This window comes from Micromonospora peucetia (assembly GCF_900091625.1).
Lineage (GTDB): Bacteria > Actinomycetota > Actinomycetes > Mycobacteriales > Micromonosporaceae > Micromonospora > Micromonospora peucetia.
On sequence record NZ_FMIC01000001.1, the window covers coordinates 53,550 to 70,368 of the forward strand.

Sequence of the window (16,819 nt, forward strand, 5' to 3'; positions counted from 1 at the left end):
CATGAGAGCGGTGTCGACCTGCTTCTCCTTGTTGGTGAAGGTGCTGCGGTCGTACGTACGCACCTCGAAGTCGGCGTCGCGCACTCGTTGCCAGATGCTGTCGTTCTCCGGTGGGCGCGAGCCGAACAGGATAGATCTGCCGACCGGGGCACCAGGGGGACAGAGCAGGTCATATAGGCGTCCGAAGTCGTAAGTCCAGGGCGCGGTGATGTTCTGGCGAAGCAGAGCCGTCCGTGTTCGGCTTGGCCGGCCAGTTCGGTACGCAGCCGCCGCGCCGCCGACTCACGTCCGGATCTCTACGCAGCTCAGCAAGGTTCTCGTAGGTTGTGTGGATCACGCTTTTCAGGTTCTGTTGCACTTCTGGTGAACTGCGTTGATGGAATTCCTGACCCTCGGGCACGCTGCTTGGACACCGCCGATCGCAAGCGGACGAGCAGAAGCAGGAGGTGGGCATGACCGATCAGTTGCACCGCCGACCCGCGCTACTGCGTTGGTGGCGTACCGAGCAGTCGGAACTCAGCCTCGAGGACCTTGCCCAGTCCGCCGGGGTAAGTCGCGCAACGATGCACAACTGGGAGACTGGCCAGACCGACGGCCCGAGCTTGCAGCAACTGGCGGTTCTCGATGATCGCCTCGGCGCCGGTGAGGTGCTGCACGACCTGTATGTCGCCCTCCGTACACCCGATGCGCTGAATGCAACGCCGAAGTGGTGGCGGAATTTCCAGGGTGAGTCGCGACCGTGCTGGGCGTGGCTGCGGGTGGCGGGCACACAGCCGGGGGCCGCACGGATCGACGCGGGCCCGTTCCGGCTCGACTGCGAAGTTCCGGCCGGCGAGGGAGTGTTCGCGCAGGCGTATGCGTTCGCGTCGAACCCGGCCGTCACCGTCGAGTTCGACAGGGCCGGCTGGGTCGATTTCGGATACGGCGTACTGCCGGCCGCCATCGGCGCGGGCGTAATCGACGCGGTCAAGTATGCGGTTATCGGATCGCGTGATCGCCCCGACCACGCGTTGGTGGAGGCCAGCAGGACGTGGATGCCCAGTATCACGGAGTTCGGCGGCCCGGATCGCTGGTTCGACACCATAAGGCGACGCTTTGGGCGCCGAGTCGAGGTGGCCCGGCACTTCGTGACCACGTCGGCGAGGACGGTGGTGTCCACTGGTGTCGACGTGAGCAAGGCGGACGCGTCGCGTGAGGCCGTGCCGCGGCACTGGGGCGGTGACCGATACCGCCGGCTGCGCGTTGCACGCGGTTTCAGCCTGGCAGACCTTGCCCAGCTGGCCTCCGAGCAAGACCCAGATCTGTCCGCCGTCACCAAAGACCATCTCCATCGGCTTGAGCACGGATCCACACCCCGTGTGCCGCAGCTGGTCGAACGTCTCGACATGGCGCTCGGCGCCGACGGCCGCACCTGCACCGCCGAGGTGACGACGGTCCAGGATGTCGAGCGCGGCGTTGAAATCACGTTCCCGCCGTACTGGATCGGGCCGGTCTGGGTGCAGTTTCTGCAGTCCGGCAGGGCCACCGAGCACCGGGCCAGGCTCGTCTGGAGTCCCTGGCACAAGAACCTCAAGCTCTGCGACGGCGTCGTGGTCACGACACGACGCTCCGAGCCGAGCAACGCACCGCTGCGGATCGACCTCACCGCAGGGTGGAGCGTCCGCGCCGGCGTCGGCGTACACCCGCGCGCCGTCGACGTCAACGAAGGCTGGGGCCTGCTCAGCCGTGACGTCGCGTTCGACACCCTCACCCACTACTTCAAGGTCCTGGAAGCCGCGTTCCGCAACTCGCCAGACGGATCGCGGACCTGAAAAAGGAAGGAACCTGCCATGCGTAACATCCCGCGGCTCACCCAGCTCAAGATCTGGACCGCTGCCCTCGTCGCCGCCGCCAGCGGCGCTCTCGTCTCCGCCGGACCGGCCCACGCCACCTGGAACGACCCACAGGTCAACGTGAGCGGCCACCTCGACTGCGGCGGCGCCCAGGAGGCCACCTGGGTGTGGTACGAGGCGACCAACGGCGAACGCGGCTGGGCCAAGAGTGACCTGTGGACCAGCGTCAACCGCGCCGTGCCGGGCGGGCTGAAGCTCGTCCAGATCAAGAGCTACAGCCTTAGCCTCTACAAGGTCTCCAAGGACGGCACCACGCTGACCATCAAGGTCGGATGCAAGGGCGTGCTCAGCGGCCAGGTCAAGGAGTACAAGACGTCATTCGGCGTCAATCGGCCAACCTTCGGCCGTGGTGTCACCCGGCACATCTGCTCCGATGCCCCGCTCGGCTGCATCTGGTAGAAGCAGCACCGCCCAGCGCAGCAGCTCCGAGGCTGGGCCGTCATTGGCGAATGCGTCCGATGAGGCATACCGCGAGTCGGCTACCTGACTCGATGCAAACTTCCCGACCTTGATCAGGGGAGGTTCACTTATTGGAGTGCTGCCGCGTCCACGTCTGGTATGAGCAGACGTGGGCGCGGCAGCGCGCGGAGACTGCCGACATAGCAACCCAGCCCAGGAAGTGGATGGCAACCCAGCCCCAGATTGATCGCCGGCTTGTTTCCGCAGATCATCGCATCGTCAAGCCTTGACGATGATTGGCTCGACCCGAACTCAGCCCCAACATCCGTCCCAGTCGGCTCCGTCGTCCATAGGGGCGGCTACCAAGAGCGGAAGAGTCAGAGCATGCGAAGGCGCTCGATCTCAGCGCCATCTCTTTCTCGGAGATACACCGCTCCGCCCGCTTCCTGCACACGTTGGAGTAGTGCGTACATCTGTAGCGCTTTGTTGATTGCGTCCGTCTTGCTGTCGCTTGTGATCCCGACAGCTTCGGCGAGCGCCTTGGATGTCTTTTCGGTGAGATTGACGGTCACCCGCTCGTGCGATCCGCCACCCCGCGTCGTCGCTGGGGCGGAATTTGCGACTGCTGTCGAGCTCCTAGCCATGATCCTCACCCTCCTGTGCCAACTCCCCCGTGCACAGCCCAGCAAGCCGAGACCGCAGTGGGTATGTGGACCCACACGCCAAGGCCGACTCACTGCCCCCTCCGGAGAGTCCCTTCCCTCCGGAACATTGCCCTGACAGTGTCACAGCAGGCACGTCAATGCGCAAGTCAAACGCCGCACAACATGCAGCCGATCGCCGCGTGATGCGTGTCACTTGATGGCTAGTTGCTTGACGATGCACGTGCATCTGATGTGTCGAGCACGTAACGTGTGCGAGTGGATGGCAACCCTCGTATGTCTCCGGCCCCTTCGGGGGCCGGAGTCCTATCCGCCCCCGTTAGGAGTCCGATGCCCAAGAAGCAGCCCAACGACCCGGTCCGGGTCACTGACCTGTCGCACGAGGTCCCGGCCGCCTCGGCGGACGAGAACAACCACTCGCGGACCCGCGTGGCGGGCTTCCACGAGGAGCTCGAGCAGGCGCACCGCAAGATCGCCGAGCTCGAACGGGAGCGGGAGAGCTCCGCCACCCACACCGCACACATCGTGGATCACTTTCGCCGCCGGACGTGGGCGCTTGGTACCGCGTTCGTGACCTTGGGCGCCAAGGCTGGGTACGGCATGGCGACCTCGGGGTGGGGAGACCAGCAGTGGTGGCTCAACTTCGGCCAGGCGGTCGGCATCGTGCTGACCACCGGGTACGTGATCGCCCCTAACATCCGCAAGCTGCTGCGTCTGGCAAGCGTGCTCGGAGACCCGGAGCGGCGCGAGCACTAGACAACGCCCGAAGCGCGCCGAACCCGTCATGGACGGTTCGGCGCGCTTCTATTGGGGCGGGACTAGTCGAAGATGCGCTCAACGACGGCGGCCTGCTCGGCGGCGCCGGCGCGGAAGTAGCGGGCGGTGGTGTCGAGAGAGGCGTGACCGAGCAGGGCCTGGACCTGGGCCGGATCGGCGCCGCCTTGGCGGAGCCGGGTGGCGTAGGTGTGACGGAGCCGGTGCGGTCGCTGGCCGGGCAGGCCGGCGTCGGCGCCTGTGGCCAGGACGACTTGGGCGATGCCGGAGTCGCTGAGCGGGCCGCGTTGGCCGGTCCACAACGGTCCCGGCTCGGCGCCGCGGCGGCGGATCCAGGCAGTGAGCCGCTCGCGCGCACGCGCCGGGACGGGCACGTGGCGGACCTCGTCGCCCTTGCCGTGCAGGCGGATCGTGCCGGTGCGGGCGGTGAGAGCGAGGTCGTCGACATCGAGGCGGGCGCACTCCTGGGCCCGGGCGCCGGTGTAGAGCAGCAGGGCGATGATGGCGGCGTCGCGGACGCCGCGGCGGTCGGCGGCCCGCTCAAGCGCGCCCTGCTCCTTCGGGGTGAGCGCGTCCGGTTCGCCGGGGCGGGGCACGCGGGCCCGCTTGACCTTCAGCCGTAGGCCGGCGCCGGTCTCGTAGAGCAGGTCGACGGCGGCGAGGGCCTGGTTGACGGTGGACGAGCTGGCCTTGGTGGCGATGAGGTGTCGGCGCCAGGCGGTGACGGCGGCCTCGGCGCCGACCTGGTCGACGAAGGCGTCCGGATGGTCGCCGGCATGGGCGGCGAGCCAGGCGGCGTACGCGCGGGCGCGGGCGCGGTACGCCTTGGTGGTGTTGGCGGACAGGGCGCACCGGTCGAGGTGGCGGTACAGCGCCACGAGGGCCCGGTTCACCGCCGCCTCCGGGTGAGCGGGGCGCAGCGGGACGACCTTCGCGGTCGCGGTGCGGGCCATCCGGGTCCACCGTCCTTCTTATCCACTGAGTTTGGCCCAGACTTGCAGCCACGCCTGGAAGACGTTATCCACTGAGATGGCAGGAGCACTCAGCGGATAAGGAACATTATTCGCTGAATATTACTGGAGGGCGGCCGACACCCGGCTGCATCGTCGGCAGCATCTGGACGGCCTGGGTCAGCCAGCCGCGTCGCCATCGTCGTCGCGCTCTCGATCATCACCTGGCACGAACCTGACGTCCTCAGGCGTGACCGCCAGCGGCACCCCGGAGCTTTCGAGGGCGCTCAGAATCTGCGTCGCCAGACGTTCCTGCTCGGCACTCCGGCGGTGGTGTTCGTCGTCCTCCACCTCCAACGCAACTCGGGCGGCTAGCACTTCACGCAGGACCGTCACCTCGGGCGTGAACTCAAGCCAACCGCCGGATCGGCCTTCCGCCCATGTCACCGACAGGCCGGCGTCCATGGCGCTACGGACAGCGACCGCGAGATTCTCCAGTGCTTCGATCTGGGCGGCGGCAGCAGCGCGGGTCTGCGCGGCCAGCTCATAAGCCCGACGGCGCCAATGATCGACGGTTATCGCGAGGTCGAACTCGGCGGGCTTGACGGTCAGTTCCGTCCACCTCCACAGGCCGAGCGCTCCGCCGATGGCGACGGCCTCGGTGAGCTTCGGCTCGCGGTGCCCCTGCTCAAGCTTCCAGATCGTCGCCTGAGTGCAGGGGTGACCAAGTTCCTTGACCCGCTGGGCCAGATCGGCCTGTGACAGACCCCGCGCCTCACGGGTCTTGCGCAGGTTGATCGCGAAGTACTCCGCGACCGAGCTATCGGAATCCAGCGTCGGCACTCCCGGGTTCCCATCTCTCACTCAACTCCGGAATGGAGTCAGGTACGACTACGAACCATAGTGTACTCTGCTGCGGAGTCAAGGCCCAATCTGAATTGGAGTCGACGTGGCGAAGCAGCCGCAAGCCGACAGCCGTCCCTACCTGCTCAGCGTCCGAGCGAGCATCATCCTGGCGTTAAGCGCACTGGTCGGCAGCGCGACCGCCGGGCTGACCATCGCGTCCGGCGGAGGCTGGGCGAGTGCACTGCTTACCGGCGGCGCGGCGACCGGCGGCGCGATCGCGCTGTTCAACCAAATCATCGGGGACGACGGCGGCGTTCGGTAACCTGCCACCAGCCAGGCATGAAGCAGGGCCTCCACCTTCCCCACCGGGATTGCTGGTCAGTACAGGGCCGGCGGGCGAGCTGCCGTCTTAGCCAGTCGCTGGGCGCGGGCGTAGAGCTCTTCGCGGGCAACGGTGGGGGGAGCCCAGCCGTCGGCCCAGATGGTGAGGAACCGCTCGGCGGCCTGCTTGCGAGCAGCGGCCGACCCGGCCCGCTGGTAAGTGGAGTCGGCGAGCAGGTCTGCGGCAAGCTGCTCGTAGTGGTCGTCGATGTCGACGTACCGCTGCCGGGTCAGCTCGTCGGCGCGGTCGCACGCCAGCCGCACGGCCGTGTGCGTGACGCGCTCGTCGATGTCGGCGGGCAGGTGCTGCTGCGCGAACCGGTATCGGCCGCCGCCAGGCTTCTCAACGCGGAACTCGGGCATCGCGAGCAGGGCCTGCACGGCGGGCTCGGCCAGTTCCGCCCTCTCGCTCTCGGTCAGCCAGCGCGGCCGGTCGTCGTCGACGTCCTCATCACAGACAGCGGCTCGGCTAGCGTCGATCAGGTCTTCCCACTCGGCGTACCAGGACGCGGTGTGCTCCCAGAAGTGCACGACGCCGCCGGCGACGAATGCCATCTCGATGCCGTGCAGCTGCCCGCGGCGGGCGAGCAGGTGCCGTGGCGGATCGGCCACCAGGTCCGGGTCTGGGTCGAACGGGTCGACCTCCAGATACAGGGCTGGCGCACCCATCCGCTGTGCCAGGGCCAGGAAGCCCGGCAGGTCGATGACCTCCGCGTCGAGCTGCACCTCGGGTCCGAGGTCGTGCAGCGGCACAGCGGGCACCACCGTCATGGCGTGCTGCTCGGCGAAGGCGGTCGCCGAGGACCGCAGGCTGCTCACGTCGTCCACGGCGGGAAACGTAACCGCCCTGTACGACGAACCGTAGCCGCCGCGCCCAGGTACGCACCGGGCTGGCATACCGCTGGGCGCGACGGGTGGTGCCGCTGCAACGATGCCGGGGTGACCGATCCCGCGATCCCTGACGGCTACATGACCCTGGGGTCTGCGCTGTGGCACGCGGCCATCGCACGGCCTTCGGTTGTCCTCACAAACCATCGATGAGCACGCGGTGGCCGTCCTCATGCCCACGCCGGAGCCAAGTGACGTTGGAGTACCAAAGAATTGGAGACTGGCGGAATGCGGATCAGAAGCTCGATCGTCATGTTGACGCTACTTCTGAGCGCCTGCACGTCAGACACCGGCAGCACGCCGGCCGGAGGCGAGATGCCCAGCGGGACAACGCCATCCGATAGTGCCGGGCCGAGGGCAGTGCCGCCGTCTTCGTCGAGCCGGGCACGCGTGATCCCGTGCGCCGAGTCGGTCGGTAGCGCGGAGGAACCTGATGCAGAGCTCGTCGTCATTGCCGATGCGGTGGCGCTTCCTGGAACGCGGGTGCTCCAGGCCCAGCTAAGCACAGAGGATGAGATCGGCCCTGGAGTGCTCTTCGCCAAGGCTGGTGTACTGGTCCGCCGTGGCCACGCCGTCGAGTTGCTGATCGATGATTCGCAGGCCGGGAAGGCGTGGCTCGGCTGGGGCACACCGGCGACGCCTAGCTCGCACGTACGGGTGGACGCCTGCGATCAGCCAGATGAGTGGCTGGCGTTCGCCGGCGGCTATTGGGTGCGGTCGGCCGGTTGTGTGCGGGGCAAGGTGTCCGTGGACGGCGGTCCGTGGCGGGAGTTCACGGTGCCGATCGGTGCGCCGTGCTCGGAGAAGAAAGTAGATGCGCACCGCGGCACCGTGGCTCGCCGCATCTGCCGCGGCTACTGCGGCTGTCTTGGCCAGCCGGAGCAGACGATTCCGGAGCCTCAGCGTGACGGTGCCGGAGCAGTCGGTGTCCAAGAAACCCGTGATCGCCTGTTGGCCACACCGACTTTCTGGATGGGTTTCTTGGACGGCTCGGAGCGGCACGAACGACAGTATTTGATCTTGTCCGGGAAACGATCGATTCTCAGACAGTCTTGAGCGGCCCTGCCTTAGATCAACTTCTGAGCGTTGCTCGAGCTGACAGCTACAGACGGGCCGGGTGGACGGCGGCGAGACCTGGTTGGCCGTGCGACATGACCTTGTTGGTCAGGTCGCACGGGCCGTCGCCTTCAGGGCTATGTTGCGCACGGGTCCGCTGGTAATACAGGCGGCGGCGCCGACGAGTGCGAGGGCGGCGGCGGCGAGGAATGCGGTTCGTAGCCCTGCCTGGTCGGTGATGAGTGCGGCGGCTGCGATGGACAGTGGGGACACGCCGACGGTGGCGAGGGCGAACAGACTCATGGTGCGGCCGAGAATGTCGGGGGGTGTGTCGGCTTGGATGATCGGTAGGACGATCCCGGCGACGGCACCGCCGACCGCGCCGAGGGCAACCGAGAGCGTAAGGGTGGCCGGTAGGTCGACTGCGGCGGGGAAGAGGCTCATGACGATGGCCCCGGTGCAGGCTGCGCCGGCGACGACGAGCCCTGGTGCAGGTAGGCGTCGGATGATCACGAGGACGAGTGCAGCTGCTGCGGCGCCCGCGCCAAGGGCCGCCATCAGCCACCCGAGGCCTTGAGCTCCCCACTGTCGTTCGGCAGCGAGAGCTGGAAACGCGGTGTTGATGACCCCGTTTACCGCGAATTCGAGCAGCGCGACCATGAGAAGCAGGTTGCGTATCACGGGCTTGCCAAGGGCGTAGCGGAGCCCTTGCATCGCCTGACGGACGACGCCACCGGCGCCGTCTTGATGCTGAGCCACAACGGAGCGGATGCGTAGGGCTGTCAGGGCTACGGCCGACACGGCGAAGGTGGCGGCGTTGACGGCGAAGGAGGTGGACGGGCCTCCGATCGCCAGGAGGAGGCCGCCGAGAGGAGCGCCGATCAGGACGGCGGCGCGGGTGCCGAGTGCACGCAGATTCTGGACTCGGACGAGTTGGTCATGGGCTACGACGAGTGGGGCGAGGGCGTTGGTTGCGGGATAGAAAAGTGCGTCGATGACGCCGAAAATCAGTGCGAGAGCCAGGAGCAGGGGGATCGTCGCACCGGCGGCGGCGATCACGGCGGCCGCGAGCATGAGCAGGGCACGCAGGATGTCGCTGCTGAGGGCGACGCGTCGAGGGCCGAGACGGTCGACGAGCGTCCCGCCCAGGAGCATGAAGAGCGCGCGGGGCACGGCGCCGGCGGCGAGGACCAGACCGGCGCCGGCTGGACCTGCTTCCTGTACGGCGGTCCACGCGATCGCCAGGAAAAAAATCTGGTCTCCGATGAGGGAGACCGGCTCGGCGGTCAGCCAGCAGAGCAGCCGCCAGCGCGGTTGGTTCGGCGTGACGACGGCGGATGAAGTCTTTGTGGCCTCGGTCATGAGGGTCACCTCATTGGGAAGGCATGGACGAACACGAACATGCTGCGCGTCGCTTCTTCAGCGGCAGAGGCAGCGCTGTCGGTCGGACGGTTGTTGTCCCGGAAGCGCAGGAGCACCTCGGTGAGTTGCTCGCGCAGGAGATCCACCTCGGCGCGGCTCAGGTTGAGGACCATGTCGGAGCCGAACGCGGCGGTGCGGAACTCGTCCTCGGCGTCCGGACCGCTCGCGAAGAACTCCTGCAGATGCTCGAAGTGGATGCCAGCCTGGCCACGGTGCAGCACCTCCAAGTCACTCACCGTGTCGGATCCGAGACTGTCGGCAGTGAAGGAGAGGCCCTGGGTTGATCGCTTCCAGTAGCGCTCCCGGCCTCGGGCGGGGGCCGCGTCGTCCTCCTCGAGCACGCCTAACTCGGCCATCCGCGAGAGATGGTAGAAGGCCAGCTGAGCAGTGGTTTCCACATCCTTAGCCAGGCTCGTAGCAGTCGCCGAGCCGCGCTTGGCGAGTGCGTAGTACAGACGCAGGCGCAGCGGGTGGGAGAAGGACTTCAAGACCTCCACCTGGGTCACTCGCCTGGGTTGCTGTTCGTCCACAGTGCGCACGATACGTGACGGACCCACCGTTATTCAAGAGTTTTTGAATTAACCGCCGATCGAATGTTTCAAGCTTCCTTTTACAGGATCCCTTGACTCACTAAATCGATGCGAGCTAGCTTCATCTCGCGGCCCGCACCCATCGACACATCTGGCTCTCTACGGGGGGAGGTGCTCCACATGTTCGACGACGCCCTCATCACCACCACTGCTGGTGGACCGGCAGACCGCAACGTGAACGTCATCTGCTGACCTACTCCTTCGGAGAGGTCCGTAGATCTACAAAGGCCGGGTGCCGCTGTACAAGCGGCACCCGGCCTCTGTATCCAAGCACCGCATTCGGCGTCGAACGGGGAGGACAAGCAACGTGGAGAAGGTAAGCCGGTACAAGGTCATCAGCCGCAACTCGTACCTCGCTCCTGGTGGAGACGCGGTTCGTCTGGTCTACGCCACCCGTGTCAGCAAGGTCCTACCGGTCAAGGAGGCCGTCGCCAACCAACTGGAACTCGGTGAGGTGCCGGCTCTCAACGAGGAGCAGTTGGACACCCTGCGCCGCTACCAGCTGATCATCCCCGATGTCGAGGACGAACTCGCCACCATCACCGACCGGTTCGTCGCGGACACGAGCGATCGCACAAGGCGCCACATAGCGCTGTTTCCCACCGCCTACTGCAACATGGGTTGCACCTATTGCGGCCAGACCCACCGTCGGACGACACTTCGGGCGAACCACCGAGACGCGGTTCGACGCCGGGTGTCCGCGATCATGCAGCACCCTGAGACCACTGCGATGCGCCTGGACTGGTTCGGTGGTGAACCGCTGATGGGATTCGCGGTGATCCGCGATCTCTCCCGCTCCTTCGTTCCGCTGATCGAGGATAGAGGACTCGACTGGGCCTCCGTCATCGTGACCAACGGGGCGCTGCTCGACATCCGTAAGATCCGAGTCCTAGCACAGGAGTGTCGAGTCACGCACGCCGAGATCACCATCGACGGCCCGCCCGAAACGCACGACAGGCATCGCCCGCTGAAGAGCGGTGGGACATCGTTCTGGCGCATCGTGGAGGCGGTCAGCCAAGCGCTCGAGGACGAGGCGACCAGCGGGCTGACCTTCGGCATCCGCACCAACGTCGACGTCCACAACGAGGATGCCGTCGATGAACTCCTCACGCTGCTAGCCGAACGCGGCTTCGCTCACCAACGGGTCCGCTTCGCCATTAAGCCCGTGCATTCATGGGGTAACGATGTCAGCGCCATCGAACTAGGTAAGCGGCACTTCGCTGAGCGCGAGGCACGATGGCTGACACTCATGCGCCAGCTCGGGCTCAACTTCGAGGTCTTGCCTCCCAGCCCGGCGACCGTTGTCTGCCCGGCCGTGACTCGCTCCGACGAACTCATCGCCCCCGACGGAAGCATCTTCTCCTGCAGCGAACAGCCACTCGTCGACCACCTCGCCGACACCGCTGTCGGCGACATCACCCAGCCATGGGCTCAGGGAGCCGATCTGCGTCCTGAGGGGGCATACGACGACTGGCCCCAAGAGGTAGGACGGGGCCAACGATCCTGCTCATCCTGCGAGTTCTATCCGTCCTGCGGCGGCGCGTGCCCCAAGCTGTGGAGAGAAGGCCACGGCCCCTGCCCCAGCTTCAAGTTCAACGCGCAACAACGCCTCGACCTCATCGCCGAGATGAACGGGCTAACCGGCACCCCCACACTCGCAGCCGCGCCTAGCAGGCGATGACGCCATGATGACCGAGACCTCCGACACCTCAGAAAACTCTCCCCGCAAACGGCTCCTTATTGGCGCCTGCGGCGCGGCGTCCGTCGTCATGCTGCCAAGCTACCTGGCTGCCCTACGGGCCCAACTCGGCTGTCAAACCACCGTGGTCCTGACCGCTGCAGCAACGCGATTCCTGCCTCCCCATACGGTGAGCCTCTTCGCCGACGAGGTTGTGGACTCCACCGACCCGGAAGCCCCCTTCCGCACCAACCACGTCAAGTTGGCTACCAGCCATGACCTGGTCCTCGTACTTCCCGCCACTGCCAACCTGCTGGCTGAAGTCGTCCACGGGCACGCCCCCAGCCTGTTGACCGCAGTTATCCTGGCCGCGCCCACCCCCGTGCTCCTAGTCCCTGCCATGAACCGGCTCATGTGGTCTAAGCCTGCTGTACAACGCAACATCCAGCAAAGTCGCGCGGACGGCCTTGAGATCATCGAGCCACAGTGGCGTGAAGGGTTCGAAGTCTCCAGTAAACGCATGGTCGATAATCCCTCCATGCCTGCACCTCTTGACCTAGCGAACCTCATTGGCATACGTCTCAAAGAAGCGGCGGAGGCGTAAAGAGCAAACTCTAGATTCCAAGGGTCTGTGGATCTAAAGGTGTTTCCGGCCTGACCTGCCGGGCGTTGTGCCCTGGTGAGGAGGGTGCCGTGATGACCGCGACACTGAACGACCAGACCGGACGCAAGAAGCGGCCCGAGCCGTCGGCGGAGGCGAAGGCCGCAGCCGAGCTCGTCCGGGCAGCCAAGGAACAGGGCCCGTCGTTGACGGGCCCGGACGGGCTACTCAAGCAGTTGACCAAGACGGTCCTGGAGACCGCACTGAACGAGGAGATGACCGAGCACCTCGGCTATGCCAAACACGAACCCGACGGCGCCGGCTCGGGCAATATCCGTAACGGCAGCCGGTCGAAGACCGTGCTGACCGACGCGTCAGGGCCGGTGCAGATCGACGTGCCGCGGGACCGGGCTGGCACGTTCGAGCCCCAGGTTGTCCGCAAGCGGCAGCGCCGCCTGTCCGGGGTCGACGAGGTCGTGTTGTCGCTGTATGCCAAAGGGCTGACCACGGGCGAGATCTCAGCCCACTTCGCCGAGATCTACGGCGGCTGCCAGCTCCCGGGCCTGGGCGGGGGGGGTGCTGGGCGGTGTGCGGTTTCCAGTAGTCGTCGTCGGGGAGCTCAACCTTGATTGCGGCCGGCGCAAGCTATTGCGATCATCGCAACCGGTTGCGCAGAATGTAGGACATGACTCGACGAGACATCTTCACCGACGTGGCCGCGATCCTGTACCCGATCCCGCAGCCCGACCCCGGCGAGGAACACGACGACGGCTTCCTCGCCGCGCGGGACGAAGCCGCTGAAGACCAAGAACGTGCCACCGAGAACCTGCGGGCCGCGTGGGACGGAGCGGATCAGGACCCCCTGATCGGCGCGCTAGCCGGTGCCCGTCGCGCGAAGGAGGAAGCCGAGCAGCGGATCCGTGAGTTGATCGCCTACGGGCGCGAGTTCGTCCAACCCCGCCCCTACACGCTGGGCGACCTCGCCGCAGCCGCCGGCATGTCCATCTCCGGCACCCGCACCGCCTACAGCCACCGCGACGTCGCCCAAGTCGCCGACGCCACCGGCGCCAAGCCCCGAGAGTGGCGAGCCCCCGACCCCGAGGACGGGCAGGCAACGGCATGAGCACGCCGGCCTGCCTCTGCCCAATCCGCTGGCGGCACCTCTACGCCATGATCGACGGCATCCGCCACGAGGTGGAACCAAGCCCCGTCGACACCGCGACCAGTCTACTGTTCCGGGCCTGGTGCACCTGCTGCGGTACCGAGTACACCCACCCGTTTCGCCTCAGCGCCACGCGTCACCGGGCGGCCTGACCAGGTGACGTGGGCCCGCCGTCGCGGCGCTCGATCATGAAGATCCACCGGCCTCCGGTGGTGTCGATGGCGGTCACCGCGGCGTCGGTGCACTGCGCCTCGCCCCAGTGTCCGAGGCGGTTGCGTAGGTGTTACGTCCGGGCCCGCCGGGAGGTCGCCACCGCCGAAAGCCTGGTGATCGCCGCGTGCGGGTTGGTGCGGGCGCCGGCGGCCGCGATCACCGACCCGGTGTGGGCTGGTCGCCACCGACGAGCGTGACGACGAGCCGGCCGCCGGGTGCGGCTGGTCCATCTGCAGCACCCCCGGCCTGATGGCGTCATCGCGTAGATCTCCGTGTTGACGGCTCGGCGTCATGGCCGGCAGCTTTGAGTGTTACTGGTTAGCGCCTCGGACCAGCGTGGACAGGAACCGGATGGAGTTCTCCACGCGGTGCTTGATCGCGCGCAGGGCGGGGATATCGAAGTTGCCGGCGGTCCCGTGCGTGCCCTTGTTGAACTGGGAGAACAGGTTCAACACGTCGTTGACGTCTTGCTCGACGAAGTCGCCCAGGGTTTCGTAGCCGGCGCCGTTGAGATCGAGCAGGTAACCGATCTTCTCGCGCCGCGCCACAGCCTTGCCGTCTGGTCCCCGCGCGCAGTCTGGCTTGGCCTGCAGCACCGCGACGGCGGGAGCGTTCATGTCGATCAGCTTCACCACGACCTCGCGGGCGCTGGTGCAGAAGTGCCGCGCCGCGTCGGGATTGCGCGGGTTGATCGCGAACCGGGCGCCCTCCCAACGGTTGTGCAGGTCGAGCGACAGAGACGACAGCTCGTCGGTGAGCGAGGTTTCCTCGATCTGCTCGGCGTCGGCGGCCGTGCCGTCCAGAAGAGTGTTAGCGAGCTGGGCGCTGTTGGCCGTCTCGGCTTCCGCCAGGTCGGCCAGTTCCTGCCCGCGCGCGTTCCAGCCCTCGGACTGTTCATCGACGTGGGAGTACGCGGTATGCAGCGCGATGGTGGAAGTCTGCACCGTGACGTAGCGGGTCGCCGAGCGTTGCCGGTTGACCCGTGCTATCTCGGCGTTGAGCCGCTGCCGGTTGGCGCGCACGCGGGCGTTGTACGCGCGAACCTCGCGGTTGTGCTCGTCGACGGCGCGCTTGAGCTTGCGGTTGTAGTCCGTGACCTCGCGGTTGTAAGTGTCGACGGCCCGCTTCACCTTGCGGTTGTGCTCGTTGACCATGCGGTTGTACTGGGCCGGCGTGACCTTTCGTGGCATATCAACCTCCGCGCGCGAGAATACGCCTGGGGTCCGACAGAAACGCAGGTCAGTTCGGTGGGCGCGTCGGCGTTCACTGGTCGTTGTAGCGCTCGACGAGGACACGGCGCACGCCGGCGTCGAGCATCGCTTGCGCGCGGTGCTGGCCGTTGTTGTAGCCCTCGCGGCGTGGCCACGGCGCGTACGGGCGGATCGTGTCGACCAGCAGCGAGTCCAAGGCCTCGCGCTCCCATTCGGTGAGGCGCCGCGCGTCCGGGTGGTCGAGCACGTACGACATGGTGTCGTCGAAGGAGAGGCCGTCGGCCTTGGCTTGCTCGGCCAGCCGGATGGCCAGCCGCGTCACCTTCTGCCAGTCGCCGCCGTGGTACCAGCAGCAGTCCCGGCCGCGGCGACGCGGCACGAGCTGGCGGCCGAAGCGACGCCACCACGGCACCCCGGTCGCCATACAGCCGTCCTCACGAAACGGAGTGGGACGTGGCAGCCAGACCACGAGCCGGGCCGCGTACGTCGATTCAGGGTCCGGCTCGATTTCGGGCGCGATGAAGCCGCTGCCCCGGGTCAGGTCGACGGGCCGGCCGACGAGCGCGTCGATGTCGGCCGGCGACACCGATAGCCACTCAGGACCGTGCAGGGTGTGCTCGGCCCGGTCCGCGGTGAAGGTCACCAGCTGCGGACCGCGGCTCGGCAAGCTGCTCTCATCGTCGGTGACCATAACTTCCATCCAGACCGGCGGTTCCGGTTCGTCGGGGCAGTACTGCCGCCACACCACCGCCGCGCACTCCTCGGCCGCGTTGGCCAGCGAGCGGCCCTCGCCGGCGGACGGCATCTGCGTGGCGATCGCAACGGGACGCAGACCGGCCGCGGTGAACAGCTGCAACCGGAACGTCGTACGCCAGCGCGCCTCGGGCGGCAGCCGGAACATGTGCTCGTCGACGACCTGCTCGCGCGGTCCGGCGAGAGCGGCCAGCGGGGCGGGCAGGGGCGGCACATCGGTGGTCATGCCGGCACGGTAGCCGCTCCCAGGCTGATAGCCGCGAGTGCGTCAACGCGTCGCCAAGAGTGCGTTAAGACGCTACCTGCGCCCGGCAGCCGTCACCGGTTGACCGGTCGGAAAGAGCCGGTACAGCTCGGCCTCGCCCGGAGACGCGGGATACCCGATGCTCGAGGCCAGCTCATGGATGCGGTCGGGCGGATCAGTAGTCTCTGCAACGGAGCGGGGATCACCCAGCCCTGAACATGGGTACTCGCCCAGGGGAGCACTACGTGAGCGAATACGACTACTCGGGCACCTGGTTTAGCCGATACAACGGCTTCTCAACCAGCCAGGACAAAGACGTCACCGTCACCCACGACGTGATCATTACCCAGGACGGTGATCATCTGGAAGTCCGGAGCCGACCGTGGTCCGCCTCAACCCTTAAGCTCTCGCTCGACGTCACAGGGTGGGTCGTGACCGGGACCTGGTCGGAGATCACCGACCCGAACGGGGAATATCGAGGACAGCGATTCCACGGTGCGCTCCAGTTGGTGATGGACGGCGGGGGTGTGCTTACGGGCAGGTGGGTTGGCTTCGACCCCTTCAGCAGCAGGTTCAATACAGGTGAGTGGGTGCTCGCACGGCGGGGTTAGAACTCGGCGCCGGACTCGCAGATCCGCGGCCACCACGCGTCCAACGTCGCCTCGATGCCGGGCTGCTGCTGTGGCATGTCGGGGACGCCCCGCTGCCGACGGCCTGCGCGTTCCTGGTCGTCGGAAGACCCCGCGCATGCGGGAACGACTGGCGGGCGGCGGCGCGCAGCGCGGCGCGGGCCGGATGACCCCCCGCGCGTGCGGTAACAACCGGGTCGGCGGCCATGTGGTCGGGGTTGGTGGCGGAAGGTCCCCGCGCGTGCGGGGATAACGGCGAGTCCCCCGGTGGCTGGTTCGGGTGCTGGGGAAGACCCCCGCGCGTGCGGGGACGACCGCTGCTGACGCGGCGTCAGCCGGGCCGTGCCGGAAGGACCCCCGCGCGTGCGGGGACGACATGCGCCGGAGTCCAATGAGTGAGATCCCAGGCGGAAGACCCCCGCGCGTACGGGGACGACGGGCGGCGCAACTGAGCCGGCTCGTCGGTTG

The 16,819-nt window shown here is 67.0% G+C and carries 17 protein-coding genes and 1 pseudogene; 10 read left to right on the forward strand and 8 right to left on the reverse strand.

The genetic code is table 11. The annotated features are described in order from the left end of the window. The first annotated feature begins 452 nt into the window (after nucleotides 1–452). Nucleotides 453–1,811 carry a helix-turn-helix domain-containing protein gene (locus GA0070608_RS00270; protein ID WP_091619552.1) on the forward strand — a complete coding sequence of 453 codons (1,359 nt, stop codon included), beginning with the start codon at nucleotides 453–455 and terminating at the stop codon, nucleotides 1,809–1,811. A gap of 18 nt (nucleotides 1,812–1,829) precedes the next feature. Further along, nucleotides 1,830–2,291 (forward strand): hypothetical protein, encoded by a 462-nt coding sequence (locus GA0070608_RS00275; protein WP_091619555.1) that lies wholly within the window; start codon nucleotides 1,830–1,832, stop codon nucleotides 2,289–2,291. Nucleotides 2,292–2,668: 377 nt separating this feature from the next. Here GA0070608_RS00275 and GA0070608_RS00280 read toward each other — a convergent pair whose 3' ends face one another. After that, nucleotides 2,669–2,863 (reverse strand): hypothetical protein, encoded by a 195-nt coding sequence (locus GA0070608_RS00280; protein WP_091619558.1) that lies wholly within the window; start codon nucleotides 2,861–2,863, stop codon nucleotides 2,669–2,671. Between the two features lie 420 nt (nucleotides 2,864–3,283). Between GA0070608_RS00280 and GA0070608_RS00285 the strand changes: the two genes are divergently transcribed. Continuing rightward, on the forward strand, nucleotides 3,284–3,709 hold the full coding sequence (locus GA0070608_RS00285) for a hypothetical protein (protein ID WP_091619561.1): 426 nt from the start codon (nucleotides 3,284–3,286) through the stop codon (nucleotides 3,707–3,709). Between the two features lie 62 nt (nucleotides 3,710–3,771). Here GA0070608_RS00285 and GA0070608_RS00290 read toward each other — a convergent pair whose 3' ends face one another. Together GA0070608_RS00290 and GA0070608_RS00295 are read right to left on the reverse strand one after the other, a co-directional pair. Then, on the reverse strand, nucleotides 3,772–4,680 hold the full coding sequence (locus tag GA0070608_RS00290; RefSeq protein ID WP_091619565.1) for a tyrosine-type recombinase/integrase: 909 nt from the start codon (nucleotides 4,678–4,680) through the stop codon (nucleotides 3,772–3,774). A gap of 177 nt (nucleotides 4,681–4,857) precedes the next feature. Next, on the reverse strand, nucleotides 4,858–5,520 hold the full coding sequence (locus GA0070608_RS00295) for a helix-turn-helix domain-containing protein (protein WP_176733586.1): 663 nt from the start codon (nucleotides 5,518–5,520) through the stop codon (nucleotides 4,858–4,860). Between the two features lie 106 nt (nucleotides 5,521–5,626). Here GA0070608_RS00295 and GA0070608_RS00300 point away from each other — a divergent pair, with 106 nt between their 5' ends. Beyond that, a complete protein-coding gene (locus tag GA0070608_RS00300) occupies nucleotides 5,627–5,845 on the forward strand; it encodes a hypothetical protein (protein WP_091619571.1) in 219 nt (72 codons plus the stop codon). 56 nt (nucleotides 5,846–5,901) lie between these two features. Here GA0070608_RS00300 and GA0070608_RS00305 read toward each other — a convergent pair whose 3' ends face one another. Then, nucleotides 5,902–6,732, reverse strand: a complete 831-nt coding sequence (locus GA0070608_RS00305; protein ID WP_091619573.1) for a hypothetical protein — start codon at nucleotides 6,730–6,732, stop codon at nucleotides 5,902–5,904. 450 nt (nucleotides 6,733–7,182) lie between these two features. Here GA0070608_RS00305 and GA0070608_RS00310 point away from each other — a divergent pair, with 450 nt between their 5' ends. Beyond that, the gene (locus tag GA0070608_RS00310; protein WP_091619576.1) at nucleotides 7,183–7,848 is read left to right on the forward strand and encodes a hypothetical protein; all 666 of its coding nucleotides are present in this window, start codon (nucleotides 7,183–7,185) and stop codon (nucleotides 7,846–7,848) included. 108 nt (nucleotides 7,849–7,956) lie between these two features. Here the strand turns inward: GA0070608_RS00310 and GA0070608_RS00315 are convergent, their stop codons facing one another. After that, nucleotides 7,957–9,210: an MFS transporter gene (locus GA0070608_RS00315; RefSeq protein ID WP_141719378.1), complete on the reverse strand. Its 1,254-nt coding sequence runs from the start codon at nucleotides 9,208–9,210 to the stop codon at nucleotides 7,957–7,959. A gap of 5 nt (nucleotides 9,211–9,215) precedes the next feature. Further along, nucleotides 9,216–9,800: an ArsR/SmtB family transcription factor gene (locus GA0070608_RS00320; RefSeq protein WP_141719379.1), complete on the reverse strand. Its 585-nt coding sequence runs from the start codon at nucleotides 9,798–9,800 to the stop codon at nucleotides 9,216–9,218. Nucleotides 9,801–10,167: 367 nt separating this feature from the next. Here GA0070608_RS00320 and GA0070608_RS00325 point away from each other — a divergent pair, with 367 nt between their 5' ends. The 4 genes and pseudogenes from GA0070608_RS00325 (at nucleotide 10,168) to GA0070608_RS00340 (ending at nucleotide 13,262) form a co-directional block, all read left to right on the forward strand. Then, complete coding sequence (locus GA0070608_RS00325; RefSeq protein ID WP_091619588.1) at nucleotides 10,168–11,541, forward strand: radical SAM/SPASM domain-containing protein; 1,374 nt, start codon at nucleotides 10,168–10,170, stop codon at nucleotides 11,539–11,541. Between the two features lie 7 nt (nucleotides 11,542–11,548). Continuing rightward, nucleotides 11,549–12,142 (forward strand): flavoprotein, encoded by a 594-nt coding sequence (locus tag GA0070608_RS00330; protein WP_176733589.1) that lies wholly within the window; start codon nucleotides 11,549–11,551, stop codon nucleotides 12,140–12,142. A 92-nt stretch (nucleotides 12,143–12,234) separates the two neighbouring features. Then, nucleotides 12,235–12,684, forward strand: a pseudogene (locus tag GA0070608_RS00335) (transposase); the annotation flags it as partial. A gap of 140 nt (nucleotides 12,685–12,824) precedes the next feature. Beyond that, entirely contained in the window at nucleotides 12,825–13,262 is a 438-nt protein-coding gene (locus GA0070608_RS00340) for a hypothetical protein (protein WP_091619596.1), read from the forward strand. A 563-nt stretch (nucleotides 13,263–13,825) separates the two neighbouring features. On the opposite strand, the gene GA0070608_RS00350 is transcribed toward GA0070608_RS00340, so the two are convergent. After that, a complete protein-coding gene (locus GA0070608_RS00350; protein ID WP_091619601.1) occupies nucleotides 13,826–14,704 on the reverse strand; it encodes a pPIWI-associating nuclease domain-containing protein in 879 nt (292 codons plus the stop codon). A gap of 73 nt (nucleotides 14,705–14,777) precedes the next feature. Then, nucleotides 14,778–15,704, reverse strand: a complete 927-nt coding sequence (locus GA0070608_RS00355; protein WP_091619606.1) for a hypothetical protein — start codon at nucleotides 15,702–15,704, stop codon at nucleotides 14,778–14,780. A gap of 263 nt (nucleotides 15,705–15,967) precedes the next feature. Here GA0070608_RS00355 and GA0070608_RS00360 point away from each other — a divergent pair, with 263 nt between their 5' ends. After that, nucleotides 15,968–16,333 carry a hypothetical protein gene (locus GA0070608_RS00360; RefSeq protein ID WP_091619609.1) on the forward strand — a complete coding sequence of 122 codons (366 nt, stop codon included), beginning with the start codon at nucleotides 15,968–15,970 and terminating at the stop codon, nucleotides 16,331–16,333. Nucleotides 16,334–16,819 lie beyond the last annotated feature (486 nt).